Here is a 21,797-nt window from a genome sequence, read left to right on the forward strand (position 1 = left end):
TTTTCTAAAGTGTATCGAATTGACGGTCAGGCCTGCGTGGAGGCAGAAGCATGCGGTATGAGCCGATCGCGGTGGGTCCACGCGAGATGGCATACAAGCATCACGATCGCGCCGATTGCGATCAGGAAAGTCACGTAGAAGGCGTCGTTATAGGCGAGCACATAGGCTTGTTGCTGAACGGCCTTGGCGAAGGTCGTGGTGCCCTGGATCGTGCGCTGGGTCAGATCGGATGTCGACCGCGCGTAGGCGCCGACATACTGCTGGATTCTCGCCGTCACCATCGGATCGGTGGGCAGAAGTCGGGATGTCAGGATCGACGAGTGATATTGCTCGCGCCAGGTGACAAAGGTGCCGAACAAGCCGCTGCCGAGGAACGCGCCGACCTTCTGGGTAAACAGGAAGACGGCGATAAAGCTGATGACGTAGGTCAGGCCCTTCTTCAGCGCGGCGGCAAAACCCACCGCCATGGCCGGCGGTAGAAACAGACCGCTTCCGAAAGCGATCATGGCCTGGCTGACATACATCTGTTCGGGACGGGTCAGGACCGTGGATTGGCTGTCCATGTAGCATCCCGCCGCAATCAGGATCAACGCGACGAGGTGGATGAAGCCTTCACGGCCGGGCTTCATCACAAGCGCGCAGACGAGGCCTGAAATCACGCTGGCAATCAGGATCGCCCAGTAGAGCCCAGCCATCTGTTCGTTGAACAGCCCGAGCTGTTTGAAGAAGTTGATCGCGCCTGTGGATTGCTCGGTCAAAAGCATGCGGAAGACCAGGAGAACGCCTGCAAAATGGATGATCTCGCGCGAGGTGATCCAGCGCACGTCGATCAGGTTTGTCTTGCGGTTGAGTTCGATGATCGTCATCAGAACGCCGGTGACGATCGCGACGACAAGCAGCCAGCCGAGCCAGTCCGCTTCCAACCACCAATACAGGCGGCCCATGGTGAAGACGACGGCAAGGCATCCCATGCTGGTGGCCAGAAGTGCATAACTGACAAAGTCGAGCGGCGCGATCACCTTGGCTCTTGGAGGCGAGGTGAGTGGCAGCAGGAACACAAGGCCGAACACGATCAGTGCGAGGCCCAGTTCCAGAAGGTAGAGGCCCTGAAGGTCGCGCTCGTCGAGCAGCGATGGCGACACGAGACCGGCAATCGGCGTTGCCAGAAGCAGACCGATCAGCGCCAGACAGATACCGATATTCAGCTTCTTCTCCGGCGGAAAGATCTCCAGCATGTAGAGAATTGCGATGGAGGAGACAGGCGCGGCCGCGGCTCCCGCAAAAAACCGGAGGGCAATGGCAACGCTGAGATCGTTCACCCACAGATGTGCCAGGCTGATGATCACGTAAGGGATAATGGCGATTTCGCAGAAGTTGCGGATACCGTATTGCGTGCGGACCTTGAACAGGAACAGACCAAGGCTGGCGTTGGGAAACAGATAGGCGGCCACCAGCCAGGACGCTTCGGTCTGGGTCGCTTCCATCGGGCCAGCGATCTGCTGGAGGTTGGCCGAAATCAGACTTGTGCCCAGGCCTTGCATGACCGCCGCGGCAATTGACGCGAATGCATAGAGGAGTGCAATCGGAAGCGGTTTCGGAACGAAAGCCGGGGGGGCTACAGGCGGCGCAACGGCAGGGGCCGCATCCTGCACAGCTGAGGCGGCCGATCGCCCCGCATCGGGGCTCGCATCTGAATTTTCGACGTCGTCTCTCACGACTGTTGTGTCACGTGATGACATTGAAGCTCTCCAGATCGGCAAGATTGGTGCCGATCGCGTCCAGGAGGTCGTTGGCACGGCGGATATCGTCGTGGTCGAGGCCTGCAAAAATCTGTTTCCGGATCTGGTCCGCGAGGGAGCGCACGAAGTCTGCCTGCTCCTTGCCGTGGGACGTCAGCGAGATCAGTTTCGCGCGTCGGTCGCCGGGATCGGGCCTGCGCTCGATCAGGCCGTTCTGTTCCATGCGGTCAAGCAGCCGGACCAGTGTCGCCTGCTCGAGCTCAAGCTCAAACGCAAGCTCGGTCTGTGTCATGCTCTGCTTTTTAGTCAGCCGAAACAACGCACGGGCGCGCGGATAGGTCAGGCCGTGGGCGGTGACCTGCTGATTGAACGCCGTGCGGATTTTCCGGCTTACCTTGGTAAGCGATTCCAGAAAATCAGAGCTTGCGAGATCCTGATCCATAAAAGGTTAGTGTGCTAAGTTTATGATGACCATTAGTTAGCATGCGTACTATTCCGGTTCAAGGTCGGGATCGCCCTGTCTGCCGGCTTCAGCAACGCCATTATCGCAATGCGGACCCCGTTCTGCTGCATGGGTCCGGAGTGTCCGCTCCCATACTGACGTGCCTATTCCATAGAAAATGCCGCGCTCTTGGGAAGCGCGGCAGGACTTATCGCTGTATCGCAGAAAACCTGCGGCCAGCACTTGGTGTTAGCGGCAAACCTTCGTTTCCTTGATGATCACGGCACCGTGACGCATCGTCTTGACCTTCTTCACGACGCAACCGCGGCGCTGATGATGACGGTCACGTTCGCGCATCATGCGCGGCGGCGGCGGTCCACGGCGGTCGTCGGTAACGATCGTAACGCTCTGAGCCTGTGCAAAAGGTACAAATGATACAGTCGATGTAATAGCAATAGCGGCTGCGATAATAAAATTCTTCACGTTTCCTGCCCTCCTTGATGGCGGACAGTAACGCGAATGTCATCGACTGGTTCCACGCCTTTACATCTTAGCGAAGAAGGCTTTGCCCGCCGTCGACGAAGATCGGCGTTCCAGTGATGTGACGGGAGCGATTGGACGCGAGAAACAGCACGACGTCAGCAACATCCTCACTTTCGCCTGCCTTTCCTCCGGTGATCGGAATTTCACCTGCCGGGAAAACGACAGGGACAGCCGTTTCGTCCTTGCCGCGAAGGCTTGTATTGTCGTTGATGCTTGTCCCGATCGATCCCGGGCAGATCGCATTCACGCGGATCCTGTGCTTGCCAAGTTCGAGTGCCAGTTGCTGCACCATCGCAACCTGGGCAGCCTTGGTGGCCGAATAGGCGGTAGCGCCCGGCGTTGTGAACGTGCGGTTGCCGTTGATCGAGGAGATTACAACGACCGACCCACCCTGTTTCTTGAGATGCGGCACGGTGACGTGAAAGGATAGGTAGGTGCCGCGCAGGTTGACGCGGATCGTGGTGTCCCACTCGTCCGGTTTCATGTCGTCGATCGGGGCCCAGACGCCATTGATACCGGCGTTGATCACAACGATGTCCAGTTGGCCATAGGCTTCGACCAGATGATCAACCGCTGCTCTCATTGCGGCTTCGTCCGCAACGTCGGCATCCAGCACGAGGGCGTCGCCGCCTCCGGCCGTGATTTCGTCAGCCGTCTCTTCCAGTTCGCTGCGCGTATGGCCGAGAAGCCCGATTCTGGCTCCCGATTGGGCCAGCTTGAGCGCTGCCGCCTTGCCAATTCCAGATCCGGCGCCAGTGACCAGTGCGACCTGCGTTTTCAATTCCATGAGCACATTCCTTGCTGCGACGCGAAAATCAGCGAAGGGCAAACGGCAAACGTAAATCGTGGTTCCCAATCCGGACGTCAAAAGTGACCGCATGGAGAGACCCCGGTCGCCGGCGTCTCTTAACAGGAGCTCCAGGATCAAGGGCAGCGTCCCGCATTCGAGCCCGTCACAGTTCTCGTTCAGGCTCCGCCGGATCCTGCTTTGGAGGGGGGAACTCCAAACGCGTTTGCGACGTTGGGTAGCAATCTCAGATGGAGCCAACCCATGCGCTTTCGCCGCCCGATCATCGCCTGCATCGCCAGCCTTCTCAGCTTGCCCGTATCGGCACAGGAGTCTTCCTTTCTTCCCACGCTCAAGGGCAGTTGGACCGGCGTCGGCACCGTCGTGACGCGCATCGGCGCAAAGCCGATCAACGTGACGTGCAAATTCGATATGTCGGGTGGGCGCACGGCGTTTTCGATGGACGGCACCTGCCGCGGCCTGCTGGTCGTCCAGCGCAAAATATCCGCCACACTTCAGGAAAGCGGCAATGGCTACCGCGGCACCTATACCGGCCCTTCCGGTCAGCCTTCGACCCTTTCGGGAAGACAATCCGGCAACCGGATCAATCTGTCCGTCCGTTGGGCACGTGTCATCAACGGCGATCGGACTGCCAATATGACAATCGAATCGCGCGGTGCTGGCAGCCTGCGTCTGCAGACAGTCGACAAGGATCCGAGCACGGGCAAGACGGTCGTAACCAGCAGCATCAATTTAAACCGGTAGGCGCTCGAAAGCGCCTCGCCACGCACCTCGACCGCAGAGCGGGGAAATGAACTTTTCGCTGCGCTGCACGTTGTCTTGCGCCATTGATCATTCGGAGAGATAATTTTGGACATCATCCGCATCCTTTTTGCCTTCCTCCTGCCGCCGCTCGGCGTGTTCCTACAGGTCGGCCTCGGCCTCCACTTCTGGCTGAACATCCTCCTCACCCTGTGCGGCTTTCTTCCGGGTATCGTGCACGCGCTGTGGGTCATCCTGAAGAAATAACAGGATCGCGGCGCTTGACGCGCCGTCGCGTCTCACTCGGACTTTCGCGATACTGCGCCCTGTAGCTGCGCGATAAGGCGGAAGCCGAGTTGAAACCGGTCTCGGCGGCTATGTCGGCGATTGTCCCTGAGGTCTCGATGACCTTTCGTCGGGCTGCGTTCAGACGCAGGGCTATATAATGAGTGTGTGGTCCCACACCCATCGTTGTCTGGAACATGTCTTGAAGATGCCGGGCGCTTACACCTACGCGCTTTGCGAGCCTGGTGAGAACCAAGGGAGCATCGACAGTCTCCTCCATCAATCGCACCGCCGCCTGAACTCTGGCGTCGCGTCCCTGTCTGACGGAAGTGACGGCTGAACCATGCTCGCGGCCTAGGCGGTGACCGTATTCATAGAGAAACAGCCTGGACACTTCGAGCGCCAGCGTATGGCCATGGGCCCTGCGGATCAGTTCCAGCATCAGGTCGAGCGTCGGAACCGGTCCGCCTGTCGTAATGCGCTTGCTGTCGATCACGAAGCGGTCTCGAACAAGCTCGACCTCCGGATAAACCAGCGAAAAGGCCTCCAGATCCTCCCAGTGGATGGTTGCACGCGACCCGTTCAGCAGGCCAGCCTCGGCCAGCACGAAGGTTCCGGTCTCAATACCCGCGATCAGGCTTCGATGTCTCGCTGTGCGAGCAAGCTGCGCCTTAAGGTCGTTCGTAACGCTTTTCTTCCAGTCATAACTCGACAAGACGAACAGCGGGTCCGTTTCCCTTGCCGGTCGAAACGCGCCAGCCACCGCGATCGGTATTCCGCATGTCGTGTCGACCGGCGTTCCATCAGGAGAATGCAGTGTCCAGCGATAGAGGTCGCCCCCGGCAATGCGATTTGCAGCCCGCAACGGTTCGATCACAGACGCCAGAAGTATGAGGTTGGTCTCTGGCAGAAGAAGGATATCGAAGTGCTGACTGGGGGCCTTTTGGCTCATTCACCGTAATCCGTGCTGATTGCCGATAGTGTATGAAATGGCTCCGATAATGCAAAGCATTCCATCTGCCTCTCGGTCGTAATACGCTCGATCAGAAGGAGCATATGATGCCGCTTGAGATGAACCGCGAGGTTTTCATAACCTGCGCCGTGACGGGTGCCGGAGATACGACATCACGATCGTCACACGTGCCGATCACGCCGAAGCAGGTCGCCGATTCTGCGATAGACGCGGCGAAGGCGGGAGCCGCAGTGGTTCACTGCCATGTGCGCAACCCGGAAACCGGTGCCGCGGCCCGCAATATCGACCTCTACCGGGAAGTGACCGATCGCATCCGCTCGGCCGATGTCGATGTGGTCCTTAATCTGACCGCCGGCATGGGCGGCGATCTCGTGTTCGGCAATGTCGAAGCGCCGTTCCCGGTCAATCCTGATGGAACCGACATGGCCGGCGCGACCGAGCGTGTGGCGCATGTGGCGGAGTGCCTGCCGGAGATCTGCACGCTCGACTGCGGCACCATGAATTTCTCGCTCGGCGATTACGTCATGACCAACACGCCGTCGATGCTGCGCGAAATGGCAAGGCAGATGACGGCGCTCGGCGTCCGTCCCGAGATCGAGGCTTTCGATACCGGCCATCTGTGGTTCGCCAAGCAGCTCGTCGAGGAAGGCCTGATCGAGGATCCGGTGCTGATCCAGCTCTGCATGGGCATTCCGTGGGGCGCGCCCGACGACCTGAACACGTTCATGGCCATGGTCAACAACGTTCCGAAAACCTGGACGTTCTCGGCCTTCTCGATCGGCCGCAACGCGCTTGCCTATCCGGCGGCAGCGGTGCTGGCCGGCGGCAATGTGCGGGTCGGTCTTGAAGACAATCTCTATGCCAGCAAGGGGCAACTCGCGACCAATGCGCAGCTCGTCGAAAAAGCGGTCGGTGTGATCGAGGGCATGGGCGCAAAGATCATCGGCCCGGCCGAGGTGCGCGAAAAACTCAAGCTGCAGAAAAGGTGACCGGCATGAGCAAGATCAAGAAGGCAGCCTGTATCGGCGGCGGTGTCATCGGTGGCGCCTGGGCCGCGCGTTTCCTGCTTGGCGGCATCGACGTTTCCATCTTCGATCCGCACCCCGATGCCGAGCGCATCGTCACGGAAGTGGTTGCCAATGCGGAGCGCGCCTATGGCATGCTTACCATGGCGCCGCTGCCGCCTCGGGGAAAACTCACGTTCTGCGCGACGCTTGAGGAGGCGGTCGCAGGCGCCGACTGGATCCAGGAAAGCGTCCCGGAACGGCTGGACCTGAAGCGTGGCGTGCTGACGAAAATCGATGCGGCCGCCGATCCGAAGGCGCTGATCGGATCGTCCACTTCAGGACTGATGCCGACGCAACTGCAGCGCGACATGCGGCATCCCGAGCGTATGTTCGTCGCGCATCCCTACAACCCTGTCTACCTCCTGCCGCTGGCCGAACTGGTCGGCGGCGAACGCACAAGCCCGGAGACCCTGCTTCTCGCCCGCGAGCGGCTGGCGCCGATTGGCATGAAGGGCGTGATCCTCAAGAAGGAGATCGAAGCCTTTGTCGGCGACCGTCTGCTGGAAGCCTTCTGGCGCGAGGCGCTGTGGCTGATCCATGACGATATTTGCGATACCGAGACACTCGACGATGTGATCCGCTATTCCTTCGGCATGCGCTGGGCGCAGATGGGACTGTTCGAAACCTACCGCATTGCGGGTGGCGAAGCGGGCATGCGGCATTTTCTGGCGCAGTTTGGCCCCTGCCTCGCCTGGCCCTGGACCAAGCTGACCGACGTGGTCGATCTCGACGACGCTCTGGTCGACAAGATCGCAGCCCAATCGGATGCCCAGTCCGGCGCTTATGGCATCCGTGATCTGGAGCGGATCCGGGATGAAAACCTCGTCGGCATCATGCAGGCGCTGAAGGCCGGCGACGGCGGCAAGGGCTGGGGCGCGGGCAAAATCCTGTCCGAGTTCGAGACGCATCTTTGGTCCGAAGGTGGCGGAAACGGCAAGGGGACAAGCCTGTCCGTCGACACCTCGGCTCCCCTGCGGCTGGTCGATACCAAGGTCAACGCCGCCTGGGTCGATTACAATGGCCACATGACGGAGCACCGATACCTCCAGGTGTTCGGCGACACGTCCGATGCCCTGCTGCGCCTGATCGGCGTCGACTTCGCGTATGTCGAGGCGGGCCACAGCTATTACACGGTCGAGACGCATATCCGGCATCTGGGCGAGGCAAAGCTCGGCCAGGCGATCTACGCCACACTGCAGATCCTTTCCGTCGACGAAAAGCGCGTCCGATTTTTCTCGACCATTCACGACTCGAAGACTGACGGCATCATCGCGACGGCAGAGCAGATGATGCTGCATGTGGATGCAAGCGCCGGCAAATCCGTTGCCGCTCCTCCGGAAGTGATGGCAAAGCTTGCGCCGATTGCGCAGGCGCATGCCAAGCTAACGTTCCCGGACGGGGCAGGCCGCTCAGTCGGGCAGAAAAATTAGCTCAGCGGAAGCGTTAGGCGGCCGGAACAATAACCGCATCTCCTCTGTTTCTGACAACAAGGAGAGATGCGCCATGACCTACGAGTTAAGGGCCGTCCGAGGCGATCAGATCATTCGGGAAAGTTTCGCAACGGCGCAGGATGCCGTCTCTTCGATCGATGCGTTGCGTGGACAGGGGGTGCGGGTGGAAGTAGCCATCGACAGCACCGCAGTCCAGCCTGATACACTGACGGATTCGGAACGGCTGATCATCCTGAAAGAAGGCCGGAGGTCCGCGGCAAGCGGCAACACGCTGGACACCTGCCCTTACACGGATGATCTTGACCGTCGCGCACTTTGGCTGGAAGGATATCAGGATCCGAGCTGATTGATTTTTCTGCCGGACGATCACACGTATCGCAATAAGGCAAAAATCATGCAGATTCGTCCGTTTAGCGCCGGGGACACCGATGAACTTGCGGGACTGCTCGAGGAAATGCAGGACTATTACGGCGTGTTCTGCCCTCCGCGGGACGCAATCGTCGCGGGGATTCTCAACCGGCCGCTCAATACCGAGATCATCGTCGCCGGAACCAGCCGCGTGATCGGCTTTGCCGCCTTCGCTTCGATCTTTCCCGGTCCCGGCCTGGTGCCGGGCCTGTTCCTCAAAGAGCTTTTCGTGTCAGCTTCCGAGCGGGGCCAAGAGGTTGGTATCAAACTGATGCAGCGGCTTGCAGCGATTGCCGTCGAACGGAAGTTTGGCCGCGTCGATTGGACGGCGGCGCGCACGAACCAGCGGCTTTTGAAGTTCTACGACGACCTCGGCGGCGAGCGGAAGGAAACCCACATCTTCTACCGTCTCGAGGGTGCGAAACTGAACGCGCTGGCTGAACGGAGCTAGCTTAGAAAGCGCCGTCCTATCCAGGAAACACGGAGAGCCAGCACCCTCGCTATGACATTCCTGCCACAGTTTGACCCCGCTTTCCCGTTCCGGGCAACTCTTGCTTTGAGCAAAAGAGTTCAGCCGTTGACTTGCAAAAGCCCTCCCGATAATTCCTGATCAAAATAATCATGATTTCCTTTCCGCTTGGTCTGAAGCGGCGGGGCGTCGTGGCAGGAATTTTAGTACGAGGGGAATTTCGCGTGGCGTTTCGGTCAAGACCTTTTCAAATCAATCGTTTTTCACGGATTTCGATGGGGCGCCGGGTAAGCGCCCAACGGATAGCGCTTCTTTCCAGTGTGGCAATCCTGCTGCCGCTGCAGTCTCTTGCACAGACAGCTGATGCCACCGGCACAACGCTCGCCCCGATTGTGCTCGAAAGCGGTGGCAATGGAGTGGGTCCCGATGCGACGATCGTTGCCAAGGCTTCCCGTTCCAGCAGCAAGACCGATACCCCTCTGCTCGACGCGCCCGCTTCGGTTTCCGTCGTGACGGAAGAAGAACTGGAAAAGCGCGGCGTCACGACGCTCGACGAGGCTCTGGCCTACACGCCGGGTGTTTCGACCGACATCTACGGCTCCGACAATCGCTACGATCACTATCTGATCCGCGGGTTCTACTCGACCGGCAACGCGACCTATCGCGACGGTCTCCCGATGTACACGGGTGGCGATTTTACGACCAACCGTATCGAACCCTATGCGATGCAGCGCATCGAAGTGCTGAAGGGTTCCAACTCGTCTCTGTTCGGACTGTCGGGACCGGGTGGTATCGTCAATGCGGTGACCAAGCTTCCGCAGGACGAGAAATTCGGCGAAGTCTACACGACACTCGGCGACGGTCATGTCGAGACTGGAACCGATTTCGGCGGCCCGCTGGATGCAGACGGTATCTGGAGCTATCGTTTGACCGGCAAGTGGCAGAATGCCGACGCAGGGATCGACGAGACCGAGGACGATCGCATCTACGTCGCGCCGGCGCTGACCTGGTCTCCGACCGCGGATACGTCCTTCACGCTTCTGATGGACTACAACAAGCGTGACGGCAGCACGTCTCACGGCATTCCGCTCGGCTCCGGCATCGATTCCGAGACCTATCTCGGCGAGCAAGATTTCGACAACATGGACGTAATCGAGAAGAATATCGGTTACCAGTTCCGCCACGATTTCGGCAATGGTCTCGAGTTCCGCCAGAACGCCAGGTACACCAAACTCGATGTCACCTACGAGAGTGTCTACAATTCGGCTGATCCAGCCACGAGCCGGAACGCTCTTGCAGTCTACGGCGAATCCACGCGTTTCCACATCGACAACCAGCTGCAATACGAGGCGAGCTTTGGTGCCTTCGACAGCCGGACGCTGCTCGGCTTCGACTACGGCCGCGACAGCAACGAGGAAATGCGGTTTGACGGTACTGCACTCGGCATCGGCGATATCCGCAATCCGGTATACTGCGGTCGAAGCTGCGTGTCATTCGGTGCCGGCGTTGCGTCCGAGTCCGATCTCACGACCAAGGGTCTCTATATTCAGGAAGAGCTGACCTACGACGATCGGCTGATCTTCACTGTTGGCGGTCGTTATGATCACGCCGAGACAGAAAACACCTCCTACGGAACCTACTACGACGCGGTCGACGAGAATTTCTCCAAGCGCGCCGGTGTGACGTACAAGGCCACAAGCGAAGTCTCTGTCTACGCCAACTACTCGGAATCCTTCCTTCCGGTTGCGGCCAATCGCAGCTACTTCATCGGCACCCCTAAACCGCAGGAAGGCAGGCAGTACGAAATTGGCATCAAGTATGAGCCGACCGGCATCGATGCGCTCTTCACGGCGGCACTGTTCGACCTGACGCAGACCAATGTTGCACAATGGGCACCGGACTATTCGGCACAGTACCAGGTCGGAAAGATCAACGTTCGCGGTCTCGAACTGGAAGCCAAGGTCGCGCTGTCCAATCGGATCAACTTTACCGCCGGATATTCCTACCTGGATGCAGAGATCGAGGAGGATGTCGACCCCACTCTCGTCGGCAACCGGCCGTATCTGGTTCCCAAGCACATGGCGTCGGCATGGTTCGACTACACGCTTCCCGGCAACGGCGCGCGCGGCGATCTGACGCTCGGCGTTGGCGGACGCCTGGTCGGCAGTTCCTATGCCGATAACGCCAACACGGATCCCGTTCCGTCGAGGGTCCTGTTCGACGCAGCCGTGAAATATCAGATCCGCGACAACGTCGCTCTCTCGGCGAACGTCACGAACCTGCTCGATAAGAAATATATCAGCCAGATCGACGGCTTCAGCAACACCGCCTATTACGGCGATCGCCGTACGGTTCTCGCAACGCTGAAATACACTTGGTAACCGGGCTTCGCCTCAATGGGGCACTCGAACTGTGAAACCTGATTATACCAAGACATGACTGTGGAAAGGACCGTTTACAGATGCCTATCTGCCAGACAGCGATCGGCTTCGGTATCGTTGCACCCACGAGACGACAGGTTCTGACGGCTATCGCGTCGGGGTTTGCCGCTGCGGCGACCGGAGGCCTTCCTGGTGTCGCGATGGCGCAAGACGAACTTCGCTTTGTCCATGCCTTCGGTGAAACGGTACTGCCGCAGCCGGCCAGGCGTGTGGTCTCGCTCGGGTATTCCACCCATGATCCTCTCCTGGCGCTGGGTGTCGTCCCTGTCGCCACGCGCCAGTGGTTCGGAGGCTATCCCTACAACGTCTGGCCTTGGGCCCAGGCGCTGATGGGAGATGCCCAGCCGCAGGTCATCTCGGGTGAAGTGTCAATGGAGATCGTCGCTTCGCTCCAACCGGACCTGATTATCGGCATCGGATCAGGTATCTCGCAGGCCGAATACGATATCCTATCCCAGATTGCGCCTGTCCTGATGCAGGAAAAGGGCGATCTCGCCTATGGCACCACCTGGGACGCCCAGACCCGCGTCATCGGTCGCGCGGTCGGCAACACTGGCAAGGCTGAGGAACTCATCGAAGGCGTCAAGTCGAGGTTTGCGGACATCAGGACACGGCATCCGCAATGGGCGGAACAGACCGCTGTCTGCGCCTACAATTTCGGCGGAGAAACCGGTGCCTTCATCGGCACCGATACCCGCGCGACGTTCCTGAAGGAATTGGGTTTCAGGCCGCCGCCAGCACTCGCCAACCTCGAAACAAACGAGGGTTTTTACGCCCGGCTTTCCCCGGAGGATCTTTCCAGTCTCGACGCGGACCTGCTGATCTGGGTCTCCACGTCCGATGCCGTGCCGGACATCGTCTCAATGCCGATGCGCAAGACGCTGAAGGCTCATGTCGAGGGTCGTGAGGTTCTGGCCGGAGCGCTTCTGGCCGGAGCGTTGACCTTCGGCAGCGTTCTTTCCCTGCCGTTCGCGCTCGAGCGGCTCGAAGCGGAGATCGGGTTGGCTCTGGACGGGAAAGTCGAGACACAGGTTCCGTCAAGCGTTGCCGCCGGGCTTGCCCCGTGAAATCAGCCGCCGTCCTTGGCCTGATTTTCCTCTTCGCCGTGGTGCTGACACTTGGCGTCGGGGTGCGCGATGTCACGCCTATCGATGTGTTCCAGGCAATCTTTGCATATGATGAGAGCAATCCGGTCCATATCGTCATCGGTTCCGTCCGAATGCCGCGCCTTGTCGCGGCGCTGATCGCCGGTGCGGGCCTCGGTATCGCCGGCACGATCATGCAGGCGCTCACTCGTAATCCGCTGGCGGATCCCGGCATCATGGGCGTCAACTCCGGTGCCGCCTTCGCAGTGGTGATTGCGGCTTTGCTGACAGGGCGGTCCGATAGTGGCTTGATGTCTGCCATGGCCTTTCCGGGCGCAGCACTCGCCGCCGCCGCCGTGTTCATGCTGGGCGGCGGACTACGCGGCGATGCAGGCCCCGTCCGGCTGGCGCTCGCGGGCACAGCGCTCAATGCGATGCTTCTGTCTCTGGTCTCGGCCATCGTCCTTGCCCGCAACGAGACGCTCGAAATTCTCCGTTTCTGGATCACAGGATCGCTGGCACAGGCTGGCGCGCGTCCGCTCGCCGGCATGGGGAGCGCCGCTGCCATCGGTATCGGGGTGGCTCTCCTGATTGCGCCGCGCATCGAGGCACTTTCACTCGGGTCTTCGCTTGCCCGCGGGCTGGGCACGAAACCGGCGCGCGTGCAGGCCGGAGCTCTCGTGGCGATTACGCTGACGACGGGTGCTGCGGTCGCGGTCGCGGGCCCCATCGCTTTCATCGGCCTTCTGGTCCCGCCACTCGCACGGCGCGTCGCCGGACACACCCTGCGGTTCGAGCTGATGGCGGCCGCTGTCATCGGCGCGTCGATCCTGCTCTATGCGGATACGCTCGGGCGTATCCTTCTCGCGCCATCGGAAATTCGCGTCGGCATCATGACGGCGCTGATCGGGGCTCCGGCTTTCGTCATCATCGCACGGCGGCTTCGTCCCGGAGCGACATCGTGACGGCGCGCGACAATGGTCGGGCGAGGGGTGGTGGTAGGACTGGCGTTGTCCTGCTGGTTGGCCTGCTGCTTTCCTCCATTCTCGCATCGCTGATGCTCGGCCAGATCTTTTTGACACCGCAGGATCTGTGGACCGGTCTATGGACGGGGACCGGGCCAGGAGCGCTGACGCTGCGTGTCCTGCGAGGCCCGGGAATTGCGACGGCAGTCGGTGTCGGGGCAGTTCTTGGTGCGTCCGGCACGATCTTCCAGATCCTGCTGCGCAATCCGCTGGCGGCGCCGGATGTGATGGGTTTCATGCAAGGCGCTGGCCTTGCGGTGATCTGCGGCGTCGCCTTCGGCCTTTCCCTGCCGCTGCCATTTCTGGCCGCCGCCGGCGGATTGATTGCGGCTGTCATTGTTGCGGGACTTTCTTACCGGCGGCACGGTACGCAGGCGGCGCTGACACTTATTCTCGTCGGCCTCGGGATGGGTTTTTTCTGTTCTGCTGCAAGCAGCTTCCTGATGACCCGCCTGCCGCTCCAGGAGGCTGCGGATGCGCAGCGCTGGCTTGCAGGCTCTCTGGCCGCCCGCAACTGGGGACATGCGCTTCAGGTTTCCGCCACCGGCGGCGTTCTGTTTGCTTTGCTGGCCTTTCAGGTGCGCTCGCTCGGCCTGCTCGAACTGGGCGATGAGCTTGCAACGGGTCTCGGCGCGCGTGTGCGCCGGTCGAAATATCTGCTGATCACCACGGGTGTGCTGCTGGCCGGCGCCGGTGTCGCCGTGGCGGGGCCGGTGCCGTTCGTGGCGCTGATGGCCGGGCCGCTCGGCTCGCGGATGACTAAGGCCAGCAGGCCGGGATCGCGGCTTGCGGCAGCCGCCGTCACAGGTGCCACAATCACTGTACTCGCGGATCTCGTCGCGCGCTCGCTTGTGCCGGGTCTGCAGCTACCGGTCGGCGTGATGACAGGGATCATGGGAGCGCCCTATCTACTGTGGCTGCTCTCGCGTGAAATGGAGACTGGAGACCTGTGACAGGCAAGGCGCTGAAAACCGAACTCCTGACCCTTGGCTATCGCGACCGGATCGTGATCCAGGATCTGTCGCTCACTCTGCCGGACGGCAAGATCACGACCATTCTCGGGCCGAACGGATGCGGAAAATCGACGCTTCTGAAAGCGTTGGCACGGCTTATCCCGCCGCTGCACGGCACTGTGACGCTGGGCGGGGATGATATTGCGAAGATCGACACGAGAGCTCTCGCACGAAGGCTCGCCATCCTGCCGCAGGCATCCAAGGCCCCGGAAGGCATCAGTGTGTCTGATCTGGTGCGGCGAGGCCGCACACCCTGGCGCGGACTGCTCGCGCCCTGGAGCGAGACCGATGCGATCGCCTGCGAACGGGCGTTGTCACAGGTCGGCCTTGCCGATCTCGCCGACAGGCCGCTCGACGAACTGTCCGGCGGCCAGAGGCAGCGGGCCTGGATCGCGCTCGTGCTCGCACAGGATACGCCCTACCTTTTGCTCGATGAGCCGACGACATGGCTTGACCTCAGCCACCAGATGGACGTGCTTTCCGTGCTGCGCGAGCGCAATCGCAACCACGGAACGACGGTTGTGGCCGTACTGCACGATCTCAATCTAGCCGTCCGGTTTTCCGATCATCTCGTGTTGCTCGGCAGTAACGGACTGGTGGATGTGGGAAGCCCCGAGCAGGTCATGACGGAAGCCAATCTCGACGCGGCTTTCGGTTTGAAATCAATGATCATTGCCGATCCGGTGACGGGAAAACCGATGGTCGTCCCGCGGTAAACTGGTCGATGCCGGCGGCATGCCGACAAGCCTCGCGCCATAAACGTGATATATATTCACATCACGGGGAAGATCTCATTCATAAAAACTAACAGTGATTGTTTTCGCTTAAGAATTTGGAATGTTTATTGCCGCGAAGCAAATCCGTGCCGGATTCACGAATCTATACTGTTGCGCTAGATTCTGCTCAGCAAATGATTCGCCGTCACGATGCATTTATTTAGTGAGGCCACATTGGACGCAGTAAGCCACAGGTTTGAAGACCAGAGTTCTTCAGTCGAATACTGGGCCATGAACAGGGCCCATCAGATTGTCGTCCACCACGGTATGAGCCTGATCGAAGCCGCGCAGTGCCTTGACCGCAAGCGAACCAGCGCAAGCACCTACGCGCTCAGAAAAGCGATCATGGATTGCCTTGTCGAAGCGCTCACACAAGGCGCCCAGCAGGAGGTGACGCCTGCAGAATGAGTCTCATCACTGAGAGTTGAAGTCGAGTTCGCGCAACTGCATCGAAGCTTTTCAATCCTGTGTTACTGTTTTCACCAGTACAAACGCAGTGATTGGAGTGCAGATGCTTGCAACACTCGCGATGCTGATCAGCCTGTCTTCGGCTGCAACGCTCGTCGTACAATCGCCTGCCACTGCGGGCGGTCCGTCCGGCGAGGTCGATGTCGAACTCGTCCTCGCCGTCGATACCTCCCGTTCCATGGATTTCGAAGAGGTCGCCATCCAGCGCGAAGGCTATATCGAAGCTCTCCAGCACAGGGAATTTCTCGATGCGGTCAGGTCAGGCATGACCGGCCGCATTGCGATCAGCTATTTCGAATGGGCTGGCGGGGTCGTGCCGGGGTCGGTCATCGACTGGCACGTGATCGAAAATGCGCAGGATGCGCTCGTCTTTACGCAAAAACTGGCAGCGCGTCCGATCGAGACACAAAGGCGGACGTCGATTTCCGCGGCGATCACGCAAGGGGCGACGATGATCGTCTCCAACCCGCTGAGGGGCATGCGCCAGGTCATCGATATCTCGGGCGATGGGCCCAACAATTCCGGCAACCCGGTTGAGCCTGCACGGAACAAGGCGGTCGAGGCCGGAATCGTCATCAACGGTCTGGCTCTGATGCTGCGACCGTCTGGTGCACCGGGCGGCCTGGACAAGTATTACTCGGATTGCGTGACGGGTGGTCCGGGCTCCTTCGTTCTCCCGGTTCACCGCATCGAGGATTTCGCAGTCGCGGTGCGCCGCAAGCTGGTGATGGAGGTGAGCGGCATCACGCCACCGGAGAAAGTCATGAAGATTGCTTCGGCGCCCAAGAGCGATTGCATGATGGGCGAGAAACAGTGGCAGGACATTTTCGACCGTTAGACTAAGACTAAAGACGGGGTAGTGAGCATCAAAGCCGCGCGGACCAGCTTTTGACGTGGGCCGCAACCGTCTTCAGGTGATCGTCGGCGGAATAGCCTGAAACGGTTTTTCGCGGCTTCAGATCGTGATCGCCATCGGGAAGCCACAGGAGTTCGATCGCGTCCGAAAGATCGTAGCCTTTGACCTCCTCTTCGCTGCCGAGCGGGTCGCGGGTTCCCTGGCAGATCAGCGTCGGCGTCTTAAGGTCGCTCAGATGTGCGGTGCGGAGCTTGTCCGGTTTGGCCGGCGGGTGGAACGGATAACCCAGGCAGAGGAGACCGGCAATCCTGCCATCGGCAAACTCCTGGTCAGCAACCATGCTGGCGACGCGTCCGCCCATGGATTTTCCGCCGATCACCAAAAGGGATTTCACATCAAGGTCGGTGATTGCCTTTAGGTATTCCTCCTGCAATCGTTCGGCTTTCGGTGGCGGCCGGTTGCTGCCGCTTTCACGCCGCGCCGCCATGTATGCGAACTCGAACCGCGCCACGCGAAACCCTTCGTCAGCGAGAGCCTCAGTGACCGCTTTCATCGCGCTTGAGTCCATCGGGGCGCCTGCGCCATGCGCAAGAAGGATGGTCACCGGCGCGTCTTGTCGTCCATCGATCAGAAATTGTGTCGCCATCGTTAAGAAGCCCTTCCGCAAACTGAGGATAAGTCCTTTTATCGGCAGAGGGATAGCTAGCCAATCGGGGCCATGTTCCTATCTATGCCATTCAGGCGTGTAAGCGAAAGCGACCGGTTTGGGCGGAACTGCCAGTATCGAAAACAGCAAGACGCAAGCCGACGGCGAATTGCGGCGCTTTCTCGTGGGCCTTGGCCGGGGTGCCGCGGGCGCGATGCTGTTCGGCATCCCCATGCTGATGACGATGGAGCTGTGGGAACTGGGTTTCTATATCGAGCAATCCCGGCTCCTGATCCTGCTCCTCGTCAACATCCCGCTCCTGATCGTGCTTGCGCATCTCATCGGGTTTGAGCGGACCTCTACCTTCTGGCAGGCCGTGCGCGACGCGTTGACGGCCTTCGCGCTCGGGATCGTCATGAGTGGTGCGGCACTTGTGATGCTCGGCGTGCTGAAGGCCGATATGCCCATGGCAACGATCATCGGCAAGATCGCCATCCAGGCGGTTCCGGCAAGCATCGGCGCCATGCTCGGGCGCTCCCAGCTGGGTGGAGAGGATAACGCTGACGACGAGGACGACGAGACGTCCCAGTCATCAGATGCCGTTCCCGACAGTCTTTCGACGAACTACGTGCGCGAGCTGTTTCTGATGGCGATCGGTGCACTGTTTCTCAACCTCAATGTCGCGCCGACGGAAGAAGTCGTCCTGATTTCCTACAAGATGATGAACTGGCACGGGGTGGTAACAATCCTGGTGTCGATCGCCATCATGCACTGTTTCGTCTACGCGGTGTCTTTTCGCGGCGGGCACAGAATGCCGGAAGACAGCTCACGCTGGCCTATCTTCTTCCGCTACACGCTTCCCGGTTATATGGTCGCGATGCTGGTCAGCCTCTATGTGCTGTGGATCTTCGGCCGGCTGGACGGCATGGCGGCAACGCCGGTGCTGATCTCGGTCATCGTCCTCTCATTCCCGGGGGCGATCGGCGCTGCCGCGGCCCGACTGATCCTTTAGCGAGGCCCTGATGAAAGACACGAGCGATATCGGCAAGGTCACAGAAAAGGGTGAGGCACACTGGATCGAATGGGTCACTGCGATCGTTTCGACGCTGATTGTTGCGGGCGTCCTTGGCTGGGTTGGCTGGCGCGCCGTAAGTGAGGAGAAAGTCCCGCCCGCGTTCCGTATCGAGATCACCGAACGCATGCCCGTCGAGGGCGGCTACCGCATCCGGTTCGATGTTTCCAACAGCGCTAACCGAACGGCGGCAGCGGTCGTCGTGCGCGGCGAGGTCATGGATGGTGATGCGGCCGTCGAACAGGCGGATGTCACCTTCGATTACGTTCCCGCGCAATCGAAAGCCTCGGGAGCCATCCTTTTCGCCCGTGAGCCGCGTCAGGACCAGATCCGGTTGCGGACGATCAGCTTCACCGATCCCTGAACGGGCGCCGCCAGCCGATCATGGCTTTTCGACGGGCGCCGCCAATGCAATCCACTCACGTTCTGGAATCCGGCGTGACATTTCGTGTAGCGATGACGGGATCGATTCGGAGTCATGTGCGTTTATGTTCGCTGCCTGCGACCGACCAAGAGGTGAGGTCGCGGTAAAAGAAGAATTAAATGGAGTACAGGGATGAATAAGACTTTCGCCGCGGCTGTTGCCGCCCTGCCGATCGTTCTCACCGCAACGACCGCCTTTTCTGCTGACGTGATTTCGCGCAGGGATGCACCATACCAGGAAGCTGACCAGCGCGGCGGCGTCCGTATCGGCTATCTCGATTGCCAGGTCGGCGGTGGCGTCGGTTACGTCATCGGTTCCGCCAAGGAAGCCGAATGCACCTTCTCGTCCACGATGGGCAGCGAGCCGATCGATCAGTACACCGGCGTCATTCGCAAGATGGGTGTCGATCTCGGCTTCACCACGCGCAGCCGCTTGATCTGGGCAGTCTTCGCACCGACCGCTGGCTATCACCACGGTTCGCTCGGCGGCCTCTACCAGGGCGCAACGGCTGAAGCGACTGTCGGTGCCGGCATCGGCGCCAACATTCTCGTCGGCGGCACATCCGGTTCGATCCATCTCCAGACCGTCAGCATCACCGGTCAGCTCGGCCTGAACGTTGCTGCGACAGGTACTTCGGTTACGCTGACCCCAGCCAACTGATCTATGGGCCAGACGTCAAGTCATTTGGAAGGCCGCCGGGTAACTCCGGCGGCCTTTCCATGTCTGGTAGCAACCTCTTGAACCGGTCCGCGCAAAATCATATTTTGACCCTGTCGCTTGGAAACAGCGTGCAGTTTGCGATCAATCAATTCGGCTAGGCGGCCGCGCCCCTACCGCGACAAGATAAGGATCGGCATCATGGATATAGAGAAAATCTTGGCGTCCGTCGTCGCGGTACGCGCCTCCATTCCCGATAACGCGTTCACGGCCGATGCTCTCGGCGTCCGGCGCGAAGGCAGCGGTGTGGTCATCCGGGAAAACGGTCTTATCCTGACGATCGGCTATCTGATTACCGAGGCCGATGACGTGTGGATCACGAGCCGTGATGGCCGCAAGGTCCCGGGCCATGCACTCGCCTACGATCAGGAAAGCGGCTTCGGTCTCGTCCAGGCCTTGGCGCCCTTGGAACTGCCGGCGCTCGAGATCGGCGATTCCGACAATGCTGCTGTCGGAGATCCGATCGTTTTTGCGGACGGGGAGGGCCAGTATGTGCGCGGCAATATCGTCGCCAAGCAGGAGTTCGCCGGATACTGGGAGTACCTGCTCGACGAGGCGATATTCATCACGCCAGCGCATCCCTCCTGGGGAGGCGCCGCGATGGTCGATGCCGAAGGCCGGTTGATCGGTGTCGGCTCCCTACGACTGCAGATGAGCAAGGGCGGAGAGATCGCCGATATCAATATGGTGGTCCCGATCAACCTACTGGCTCCAATCTTGGATGACCTGCTCAACAGCGGCGAATTCAAGCGCCAGCCGCGCCCTTGGCTCGGCGCGTTCTCGGCAGAAACGAATGGCGACGTCGTTGTCATGAGCGTCACCGAAAATGGCCCGGCCGCAAAGGCAGGGCTCAAGCGTGGCGACGTCATCTCGGAAATCCGCGACGGTGAGGTCGACGGGTTGGCTGACTTCTACCGCAAGGTTTGGGAAAGCGGACCGCCCGGTGCCGAAATTCCCATGCGTGTTCTCCGTGACGGCCGCGAAGCCTGGCTTCGCGTGAAATCGGCGGACCGCAACGACTTCCTTCTGAAACCGCAGCTGCAGTGAACGACAGCCGGATTACCGGATCAGGATCGCCCTGAAATCGTTGACATTCGTGCCCGTCGGGCCGGTGACGAACAGGTCACCGGTCGCTTCGAAGCCGGTATAGCTGTCGTTGCGTGACTGAAGCGCGCGTCCATCCTGTCCGGCCGCGATCAGTCGCCTTGTCGTGCTGCCGTCGCAAAAGGCGCCGGCGTTGTTTTCGGAGCCGTCGATCCCATCCGTATCGGCTGCGAGCGCAGTGATCTCGAGGCCGTCGATAGCGAGCGCAAGGGCCAGTGCGAATTCGCCGTTGCGTCCGCCACGTCCGCCGTCGGAGCGCAGCGTCACAGTCGTTTCGCCACCTGAGAGAAGCACGGCAGGCTTGGCGAACGGCCGGTCGTGCTTTGCAATTTCCCGCGCAATCGCTGCATGAACGAGCGCCACATCGCGCGCTTCACCTTCGATGGAATCTGACAGGATATGCGGCGTCAGGCCATGTGCCAGCGCTATCTCGGCGGCGGCCTGCAGCGAAACGCCGGCCGAGGCGATGACGTGATGCTCGTTCCGGGCGAAAACCGGGTCTGAAGGATCGGGAGCATCGGCTGCGGGCGACGTCAGATGCGCCATCATGGCCCGCGTGAGATTGAGTCCGTAGTTTTCGACGATGGCCAGCGCATCGTGCCGCGTGCTCTCGTCAGGGATTGTCGGGCCGGACGCGACAAAGGCTGGATTGTCGCCGGGAATGTCGGAGACGATCAGGCTGACGACCCTGGCCCGGGTTGCTGCTGCAAGCCGGCCACCTTTGATGGTCGAAAGATGCTTGCGGACAACGTTCATCGCTGAAATCGGCGCGCCCGATGCCAGCAGGGTCTCGTTGAGCGCGATCTCGTCATCGAACGTCAGTCCCTCCGGTGGCGCCGGCAGAAGGGCAGAGCCGCCGCCGCAGACCAGTGCAATCACCAGATCCCGTTCCGTCAGGCTGGAGACCGCCTCCATGATCCTGACGGCAGCGGCGAGACCGGCCGCATCGGGCACCGGGTGAGACGCTTCCAGAACCTCGATAAACCGTGTTTCGCAACCGTAGCCGTAACGGGTGACGACGACGCCCAAGAGTTCGCCGGGCCATATCGTTTCGAGCGCAGCGGCCATCTGGGCCGCGCCCTTGCCGGCACCGACAACGACGGTACGGCCGTCTTGCGGCTTCGCTGGCAGGTGCCGGCTGATGCCGGTCAGAGGATCGGCGGCCTTTACCGCCGCACGAAACATCGCCTCCAACAACGCCCGATCCTGCATTCTCCGCTCCCTCATGCCTCTTTAGCCCGTTC

The 21,797-nt window shown here is 60.4% G+C and carries 24 protein-coding genes; 17 read left to right on the forward strand and 7 right to left on the reverse strand.

Annotated features, from left to right (window positions below; translation table 11 throughout):
• Window positions 1-26: 26 nt before the first annotated feature.
• The 4 genes from IFT66_RS20400 to IFT66_RS20415 form a co-directional block, all read right to left on the reverse strand.
• Window positions 27-1,739, reverse strand: coding sequence for an MFS transporter (locus tag IFT66_RS20400; protein ID WP_192078727.1), 1,713 nt, complete (start codon window positions 1,737-1,739; stop codon window positions 27-29).
• Window positions 1,726-2,181: a MarR family winged helix-turn-helix transcriptional regulator gene (locus IFT66_RS20405; RefSeq protein ID WP_062576743.1), complete on the reverse strand. Its 456-nt coding sequence runs from the start codon at window positions 2,179-2,181 to the stop codon at window positions 1,726-1,728. Before IFT66_RS20405 ends, IFT66_RS20400 begins: the two co-directional genes overlap by 14 nt.
• 249 nt (window positions 2,182-2,430) lie before the next feature.
• Complete coding sequence (locus IFT66_RS20410) at window positions 2,431-2,664, reverse strand: hypothetical protein (protein ID WP_113110177.1); 234 nt, start codon at window positions 2,662-2,664, stop codon at window positions 2,431-2,433.
• Between the two features lie 67 nt (window positions 2,665-2,731).
• Window positions 2,732-3,511, reverse strand: coding sequence for an SDR family oxidoreductase (locus tag IFT66_RS20415; protein ID WP_192078728.1), 780 nt, complete (start codon window positions 3,509-3,511; stop codon window positions 2,732-2,734).
• 264 nt (window positions 3,512-3,775) lie between these two features.
• Here IFT66_RS20415 and IFT66_RS20420 point away from each other — a divergent pair, with 264 nt between their 5' ends.
• Window positions 3,776-4,276: a hypothetical protein gene (locus IFT66_RS20420; RefSeq protein WP_192078729.1), complete on the forward strand. Its 501-nt coding sequence runs from the start codon at window positions 3,776-3,778 to the stop codon at window positions 4,274-4,276.
• A 105-nt stretch (window positions 4,277-4,381) separates the two neighbouring features.
• Window positions 4,382-4,540: a YqaE/Pmp3 family membrane protein gene (locus IFT66_RS20425; RefSeq protein ID WP_082471680.1), complete on the forward strand. Its 159-nt coding sequence runs from the start codon at window positions 4,382-4,384 to the stop codon at window positions 4,538-4,540.
• On the opposite strand, the gene IFT66_RS20430 is transcribed toward IFT66_RS20425, so the two are convergent.
• Window positions 4,524-5,510: a GlxA family transcriptional regulator gene (locus IFT66_RS20430; RefSeq protein WP_192078730.1), complete on the reverse strand. Its 987-nt coding sequence runs from the start codon at window positions 5,508-5,510 to the stop codon at window positions 4,524-4,526. The two genes, IFT66_RS20425 and IFT66_RS20430, sit on opposite strands and share 17 nt — an antisense overlap.
• Before the next feature lie 107 nt (window positions 5,511-5,617).
• Here IFT66_RS20430 and IFT66_RS20435 point away from each other — a divergent pair, with 107 nt between their 5' ends.
• From IFT66_RS20435 to IFT66_RS20485, 11 genes are all read left to right on the forward strand, one after another.
• Window positions 5,618-6,520 carry a 3-keto-5-aminohexanoate cleavage protein gene (locus IFT66_RS20435; protein ID WP_192078791.1) on the forward strand — a complete coding sequence of 301 codons (903 nt, stop codon included), beginning with the start codon at window positions 5,618-5,620 and terminating at the stop codon, window positions 6,518-6,520.
• A gap of 5 nt (window positions 6,521-6,525) precedes the next feature.
• Window positions 6,526-8,028 carry a carnitine 3-dehydrogenase gene (locus IFT66_RS20440; protein WP_192078731.1) on the forward strand — a complete coding sequence of 501 codons (1,503 nt, stop codon included), beginning with the start codon at window positions 6,526-6,528 and terminating at the stop codon, window positions 8,026-8,028.
• A 73-nt stretch (window positions 8,029-8,101) separates the two neighbouring features.
• Entirely contained in the window at window positions 8,102-8,395 is a 294-nt protein-coding gene (locus tag IFT66_RS20445; protein WP_092664492.1) for an Rmf/CrpP family protein, read from the forward strand.
• A gap of 48 nt (window positions 8,396-8,443) precedes the next feature.
• Window positions 8,444-8,908, forward strand: coding sequence for a GNAT family N-acetyltransferase (locus IFT66_RS20450; RefSeq protein ID WP_249406523.1), 465 nt, complete (start codon window positions 8,444-8,446; stop codon window positions 8,906-8,908).
• A 293-nt stretch (window positions 8,909-9,201) separates the two neighbouring features.
• Entirely contained in the window at window positions 9,202-11,307 is a 2,106-nt protein-coding gene (locus tag IFT66_RS20455; RefSeq protein WP_192078732.1) for a TonB-dependent siderophore receptor, read from the forward strand.
• A gap of 80 nt (window positions 11,308-11,387) precedes the next feature.
• Complete coding sequence (locus IFT66_RS20460; protein ID WP_082476207.1) at window positions 11,388-12,434, forward strand: iron-siderophore ABC transporter substrate-binding protein; 1,047 nt, start codon at window positions 11,388-11,390, stop codon at window positions 12,432-12,434.
• On the forward strand, window positions 12,431-13,417 hold the full coding sequence (locus IFT66_RS20465; protein WP_192078733.1) for an iron chelate uptake ABC transporter family permease subunit: 987 nt from the start codon (window positions 12,431-12,433) through the stop codon (window positions 13,415-13,417). The genes IFT66_RS20460 and IFT66_RS20465 overlap by 4 nt, the downstream gene beginning before the upstream one ends.
• Window positions 13,414-14,430 carry an iron chelate uptake ABC transporter family permease subunit gene (locus IFT66_RS20470; RefSeq protein WP_192078734.1) on the forward strand — a complete coding sequence of 339 codons (1,017 nt, stop codon included), beginning with the start codon at window positions 13,414-13,416 and terminating at the stop codon, window positions 14,428-14,430. Before IFT66_RS20465 ends, IFT66_RS20470 begins: the two co-directional genes overlap by 4 nt.
• Window positions 14,427-15,206, forward strand: coding sequence for an ABC transporter ATP-binding protein (locus IFT66_RS20475; RefSeq protein ID WP_062454446.1), 780 nt, complete (start codon window positions 14,427-14,429; stop codon window positions 15,204-15,206). The genes IFT66_RS20470 and IFT66_RS20475 overlap by 4 nt, the downstream gene beginning before the upstream one ends.
• Window positions 15,207-15,497: 291 nt before the next feature.
• Complete coding sequence (locus IFT66_RS20480) at window positions 15,498-15,674, forward strand: hypothetical protein (protein WP_192078735.1); 177 nt, start codon at window positions 15,498-15,500, stop codon at window positions 15,672-15,674.
• 103 nt (window positions 15,675-15,777) lie between these two features.
• The gene (locus IFT66_RS20485; RefSeq protein ID WP_192078736.1) at window positions 15,778-16,572 is read left to right on the forward strand and encodes a DUF1194 domain-containing protein; all 795 of its coding nucleotides are present in this window, start codon (window positions 15,778-15,780) and stop codon (window positions 16,570-16,572) included.
• A gap of 28 nt (window positions 16,573-16,600) precedes the next feature.
• Here the strand turns inward: IFT66_RS20485 and IFT66_RS20490 are convergent, their stop codons facing one another.
• Complete coding sequence (locus tag IFT66_RS20490; RefSeq protein WP_062454442.1) at window positions 16,601-17,236, reverse strand: alpha/beta hydrolase family protein; 636 nt, start codon at window positions 17,234-17,236, stop codon at window positions 16,601-16,603.
• 118 nt (window positions 17,237-17,354) lie between these two features.
• On the opposite strand from IFT66_RS20490, the gene IFT66_RS20495 reads away from it, so the two are divergent.
• From IFT66_RS20495 to IFT66_RS20510, 4 genes are all read left to right on the forward strand, one after another.
• The gene (locus IFT66_RS20495; protein ID WP_244473913.1) at window positions 17,355-18,248 is read left to right on the forward strand and encodes a TIGR02587 family membrane protein; all 894 of its coding nucleotides are present in this window, start codon (window positions 17,355-17,357) and stop codon (window positions 18,246-18,248) included.
• A gap of 10 nt (window positions 18,249-18,258) precedes the next feature.
• On the forward strand, window positions 18,259-18,672 hold the full coding sequence (locus IFT66_RS20500) for a TIGR02588 family protein (RefSeq protein ID WP_062454440.1): 414 nt from the start codon (window positions 18,259-18,261) through the stop codon (window positions 18,670-18,672).
• A gap of 192 nt (window positions 18,673-18,864) precedes the next feature.
• On the forward strand, window positions 18,865-19,392 hold the full coding sequence (locus tag IFT66_RS20505) for a DUF992 domain-containing protein (RefSeq protein ID WP_062454438.1): 528 nt from the start codon (window positions 18,865-18,867) through the stop codon (window positions 19,390-19,392).
• Between the two features lie 198 nt (window positions 19,393-19,590).
• Window positions 19,591-20,496, forward strand: a complete 906-nt coding sequence (locus IFT66_RS20510) for a S1C family serine protease (protein WP_062454437.1) — start codon at window positions 19,591-19,593, stop codon at window positions 20,494-20,496.
• A gap of 12 nt (window positions 20,497-20,508) precedes the next feature.
• Here IFT66_RS20510 and IFT66_RS20515 read toward each other — a convergent pair whose 3' ends face one another.
• Window positions 20,509-21,765, reverse strand: coding sequence for a glycerate kinase type-2 family protein (locus IFT66_RS20515; protein WP_192078737.1), 1,257 nt, complete (start codon window positions 21,763-21,765; stop codon window positions 20,509-20,511).
• Window positions 21,766-21,797: the final 32 nt, after the last annotated feature.

The sequence above is a fragment of the Rhizobium sp. CFBP 13726 genome, from assembly GCF_014841925.1.
Taxonomy (GTDB): Bacteria; Pseudomonadota; Alphaproteobacteria; order Rhizobiales; family Rhizobiaceae; genus Neorhizobium; species Neorhizobium soli.